The following is a 5,296-nucleotide window of genomic DNA, read 5'->3' on the forward strand; positions in this document are numbered from 1 at the left end:
AGCACAGCCAGACAAGCATGCAGGCCGTGACCGACGACGTGGTTAACCTGCGAACGCAGGCACAGGGTGCCGGCACCGCTGGGCGTTACCTTCTCAAGATCGGCTTAGGTGTCGTTGGGAGCGCCGGATGGCTGCTTGGCGTCTATACTTGGCTCACAGGTCGGTCGCCGCCTTGATCGAGCGAGGAAGTTGGCCGCGAGCGCGACCCGGCTAAAGTGCTTCAGCTTGAGTGCAATTGAAAGCCGCCAGTCGGTAAACGACCCCAAGTCAGCCATTAGCTGTCGAAATACGAAATCCTGAAAGCGGTCTCTGTCAGATCACGCCAGTACGGTTTCCACCCTGTCGGAAACACTCCTTGACGGCGATGGCGATGGGACCCGATCCAGCGCTATGACGGGATATCTTCTTTTGCGGCATGGCCACCTTGGAACCGCTTGAACGGGGCGTACGCTGAAGCCTCGGTGCGATAGGCCTCAACCCTGTCGCCTTGCGGAGCAACATATAATCAGATAGTGAGCAGCTATCCAAATTCGGAATTGTGGAGTCATCAGATGGAAAGTTCCAAGTCAGCAGACAAGTAAGCTGCAACAACCAGTATTGTTGTTGCGGCGCTCTGTAAGACCAAGCCCATCTGATTGCTGACGAGCAGACGCCGCCCGGAATTCCTTAATCGAGCGGTTGATTTATCATGACCACCACACGCCCCGCGTGGGCCTATACGCTGCCTGCAGCCCTGCTGCTGATGGCTCCCTTCGACATTCTCGCTTCACTGGCGATGGATATTTACCTCCCCGTCGTTCCAGCGATGCCTGGCATCCTGAACACGACGCCCTCCATGATCCAACTCACCTTGAGCCTCTACATGGTGATGCTCGGGGTGGGYCAGGTGATCTTTGGCCCGCTCTCAGATCGCATCGGGCGACGGCCAGTCCTGCTTGCGGGCGCAACGGCTTTCGTCATTGCATCTCTGGGAGCTGCTGGGTCTTCAACTGCATTAGCCTTTGTCGCTTTCCGTCTGCTTCAAGCAGTTGGCGCGTCGGCAATGCTGGTGGCGACCTTCGCGACGGTTCGCGACGTTTATGCCAATCGTCCCGAAGGTGTTGTCATCTACGGCCTTTTCAGTTCGATGCTGGCGTTCGTACCTGCGCTCGGCCCTATCGCCGGAGCGTTGATTGGTGAGTTCTTGGGATGGCGGGCGATATTCGTTACACTGTCTGCACTGGCATTGCTTGCACTGCTGAATGCCAGGTTCAGGTGGCACGAAACCCGTCCTATAGATCAAGCGAAGACGCGCCGATCCGTTTTGCCGGTTTTCGCGAGCCTGGCCTTTTGGGTCTATACGATTGGCTTTAGCGCCGGCATGGGCACCTTCTTTGTGTTCTTCTCGACCGCCCCCCGCGTGCTCATAGGTCAAGCTGGCTATTCCGAGATCGGATTCAGCTTTGCCTTCGCGACCGTCGCGCTCGTCATGATCGTGACAACCCGTTTTGCGAAGTCCTTTGTCGCCAGATGGGGTGTCGCGGGATGTGTCTCGCGCGGGATGGCCCTGCTCGCTTGCGGCGCAGTCTTGCTGGGGATCGGCGAACTCTTCGGGTCGCCGTCTTTCCTCACCTTTATCGTACCGATGTGGGTTATGGCGGTCGGAATCGTCTTCACAGTATCCGTAACCGCCAACGGCGCTTTGGCGCAGTTCGACGACATCGCCGGATCGGCGGTTGCGCTCTACTTCTGTATCCAAAGTTTGATGGTCAGCATCCTCGGGACATTTGCGGTGACGCTGCTACACGGAGACACAGCGTGGCCCGTGATCTGTTACTCAACGTTTATGGCGGTGCTGGTGCCGTTAGGGCTGGCGCTCCTTCGGTCCCGTGAGTCTGCCAACGACAGGTCGCCAACAATCTGATAGGCAATAAAGCAGTATGATCATTAGTGCGGCGCACTAGCCATCAGGCCTCGTGAATGGCGGTATCCTGTCCTGCAGGATACCGCTCATGTCTCTTTTTCATTTCTTTGCCTACGCGACTATTGGGAGAGGTCCCCTTTGCCGATCTCATTTCCGAAAGCTGCCCGGGCTGTTTCCCACCCCAATGCAGACGCCCTACGCCGGCAATTTGATCGCCCCGCTGCCGAAAGGTGGCGGGGCTTTTTCTGTGTTTTTGGGAACCTGATTTGAACGACCGGCGTTTCCGTGTGCGGAGCAGATTGGGCGTGGTCTTAACCTTTCAGCTGCGCCCGTCTGGGCAAGACCATCATGCCGCAATGGGGTCTTTGCTGTCCGTGAGGCGTGTTCTTCTATTCCCTCCGACACGCTTCAAAATGGGGCCTGTCGGCTGGCGGGCTGGCAGGCCTTTAAGTTCCCTGGCAACCGTGGCAACCTATCAGCGCACAGTGATGATGATGCAACCAGAGTTGTGCCGGAACGGCCTGCCGAACCTGGCAGGGCAGGCCGTTTCTGCGATCACGGCACCAAGATCTCGGTCACGGTCGCGTGGCGTAGCTTGTCCTCGCCTCTCAGGTGCTTGGCCATGACGCGCAAAACAGGCTGCACCGGCAACGCACCTTTGTTGCCGTCTCCGATTGAGACCGCGAACTTGGCATCGCCCAGATAGTCCAACGCCTCCCAAAGTTCGCTTCGTTGCTTGCCGCCGATTGATGGAATGGCTCGGCCCACATAGCGAAGCTCGCCGTCGGCCGTGTCTGCAAGCAATAGGGAGGGCGCGCCGCCGCGCTTGTGTTCGTAGCCGATGACGACGTATTCGCGCGTGATGTAGGCCTTTGTTTTCAGCCAGTCCTTGCTGTAGCCGCCGCGATAGATGCTGGCCTTTCGTTTGGACACGATGCCTTCGAGGTCCATCTTTTCGACGGCGACAAAGAACGCGGCGCCGGAACCTTCGAACGCCTGGCTGAACTGGATCGCCGAATCCGGCCGGGGATCGCCGACCAGCTCGTGGAGTTGGGCGCGGCGCTCGTCGCAGCGCTGCCTGCGCAAGTCCTTGCCGTCCAGCTCCAGAAGGTCGAACGCATAGAACACCAGGCTAGCGCTTTCCCACGTGATCGCGCTGGCAAGCCGCTTGAAGTCAGATCGGCCGGTCTCGTCCTGCACGACCATCTCACCATCTAGGATGGCGTCGCGTTTGACGAGGCCTCGCACGGCGGCCAGCACCGACGCATATTTCATCGACCAGTCGTGCCCATTTCGGGTGAAGGCGACAGCATGCCCGCCGGCTAGGTGGATCTGTGTCCGGTAGCCGTCGTACTTGATCTCATGCGTCCAATCGCCTTCGGGCGGCTTGTCGACCAGCGTCGGGATGCAGGGCGGGACGAATTGGCCCATGTATTATGGGAACGGCTGCGAAGCGATTATCTTGTCCAGTTTTTCACGAGACGGACCGTGTAACGTGATGAGTGTGCGGGCCTGACCGTCGGACAAGCCATACTTTTCTGCGAGTTCGAAAGGGGTGTAAGTCGCGTCCTGAGCGATTTGGCGGAACCTTTCCATTTGTTCGTCAGGGTGGCTCATCATGGCAATTCCTCCCAGAAGAAATCGACCCGCATTAACGCGCAAGGGAGGCAATACGATCCATGGAGTAGGCTGGGCCGGCGCTTCCCGGCTGAGTCATCCAAAGTTGCGCCGGCCTGCGGGAAGCTGTTGAGCTCCTGCGGGGACAAAATATCAGTCGGAATCATGTTTCAGGCAAGCCCGCCGACAAACCCACTGGTGTCGCCCTTGCGCGGCATGGCCAGGCGGACGGCGCCACGGCAACCGCGCGCCTTGCAGATCTCGTTGCGCTCGACCTCATCGAGGTATTCGAACTCGCGCTCCGGTGACGCGCAAATCATCGCTCTGGTGAGGTAATGGACGTGCCCGCAGCTCTTGCACGTGATCTCAAGCTTTTGATCAGGGTCGATGTCTCGGACCYGTATGTTTTGCTGCCAGCTGCTCACCAGAAATCCTCCGCCGATGGGATGCGTGTGTAAGAGATTTTGCCGCCGACATGGCCGCCAGCTGGAGGCTTCCACATGCCAAGCGATGTGACGGTCTTGCCATAGCGGGTATTCAAGCTGTCGACCGCACTGGAGACACGCTCCCACTTCTGGCGCGTGCGATCATCGTTGAGCAGGAAATCAAGTTGGCGCTCGCCGGCTCGGCTAAGATCATAGAGCGTCACGCCGACCCGGAAGACTGTCACGCCGCGCGGATACGCTGCGCGAACGCGTCGCCACAGATCGTCCAGGGCGGCAAGAACGGCCTGATCGTCATGGACGATGGGTAGCTTCATCTTGCCTTGCCAGTTGGCCTCGCGCACTGACAGCCAAAGCCACAAGCCGCTGCAGTAGAAGTCCTCGCGGCGTAGGCGCCGCGCCGCCTTGGTCAGCAATAGGCGGCAGATTTCGAACGCCCCGGCGAGCGACCGGCTCTCAGGTGGCAGAACGCGCCCGTGTCCGAACATGCCGCGCGACGACAGCGGCGCCTGCACGTCATAGCCATGCAGCGCATACCAAAGGCGTTCGCCGGTGACGTTGTTCCACAGCTTGCGCATGTGCTTGGGCTCTAGGCGGTATAAATCTTCCGTGGTGTAGATGCCCGAGCGCACCAGGCGCCGCTCCATGTTCTCGCCGACGCCTGGAATGTCCGAAAGCTTCAGCTTCATTAGCGGCGCGGGCAAATCTTCCGGTCGCCAGATCATGACGCCGTTGCCATAGGTGGCGCCGGCTTTCTTGCCTTCCTTGCAAGCCATCTTGGAAAGCTGGCGATTCGCGGCGAAGCCGACAGACGAGGTGATGACGGGGCCGACGTTCGTCGCCAGCGTCGATTTGAGCCGTGCTGCCAAGTCCTCCGGATGGCGCCGGTTATCTTGACCCAGGCGGCATGTCAGTTCGTCGATCGACTTCACGGCATCAATCGGAATGACGGACTGGATTTCCGACAAGAGCGCGTTGTGCGCGCGGCGGTAGAGATCGGGCTTCTGAGGCACCAGCACGATGTCAGGGCAAAGCTCGCGGGCCTCGGCGACCGGCATCACATTCTTGACGCCAAACGCCTTTGCCTCCCGTGAGCAGGCAATGACGCATGTTCGGTCGGTGCCTTCAAATGGGACAACACCAACAGGCCGGCCCCGCAGGCGCTTGTCTGCCTGCTGCTCGACGCTGGCAAAGAAGCCGTCGAAGTCGAGATACATACGCTCGATGGTCTCCGGCTTCCGCAAGGCAAGGCTCTCCCGTGGCGCCGGGGCTGGCGCGATTTGGTTCGATGAATGGGTTGATCGACCGCAAGCGTGCCGATGTTCTACAAATG

General features: G+C 59.4%; 4 protein-coding genes. 1 reads left to right on the forward strand and 3 read right to left on the reverse strand.

Annotated elements, in window-relative coordinates; translation table 11 throughout:
• Positions 1–688: 688 nt before the first annotated feature.
• Positions 689–1,903, forward strand: a complete 1,215-nt coding sequence (floR, locus tag AC1DUU_RS22135) for a chloramphenicol/florfenicol efflux MFS transporter FloR (protein WP_476785542.1) — start codon at positions 689–691, stop codon at positions 1,901–1,903.
• Positions 1,904–2,458: 555 nt separating this feature from the next.
• On the opposite strand, the gene AC1DUU_RS22140 is transcribed toward floR, so the two are convergent.
• The 3 genes from AC1DUU_RS22140 to AC1DUU_RS22150 all read right to left on the reverse strand — a co-directional run bounded on the left by AC1DUU_RS22140 (position 2,459) and on the right by AC1DUU_RS22150 (position 5,207).
• On the reverse strand, positions 2,459–3,334 hold the full coding sequence (locus AC1DUU_RS22140; protein WP_476785543.1) for an ATP-dependent DNA ligase: 876 nt from the start codon (positions 3,332–3,334) through the stop codon (positions 2,459–2,461).
• A gap of 356 nt (positions 3,335–3,690) precedes the next feature.
• On the reverse strand, positions 3,691–3,945 hold the full coding sequence (locus tag AC1DUU_RS22145) for a hypothetical protein (RefSeq protein WP_476785544.1): 255 nt from the start codon (positions 3,943–3,945) through the stop codon (positions 3,691–3,693).
• Positions 3,942–5,207 (reverse strand): Y-family DNA polymerase, encoded by a 1,266-nt coding sequence (locus tag AC1DUU_RS22150; RefSeq protein WP_476785545.1) that lies wholly within the window; start codon positions 5,205–5,207, stop codon positions 3,942–3,944. The genes AC1DUU_RS22145 and AC1DUU_RS22150 overlap by 4 nt, the downstream gene beginning before the upstream one ends.
• Between the last annotated feature and the right edge of the window lie 89 nt (positions 5,208–5,296).

Source organism: Aminobacter sp. P4_H6_2 (assembly GCF_056400805.1).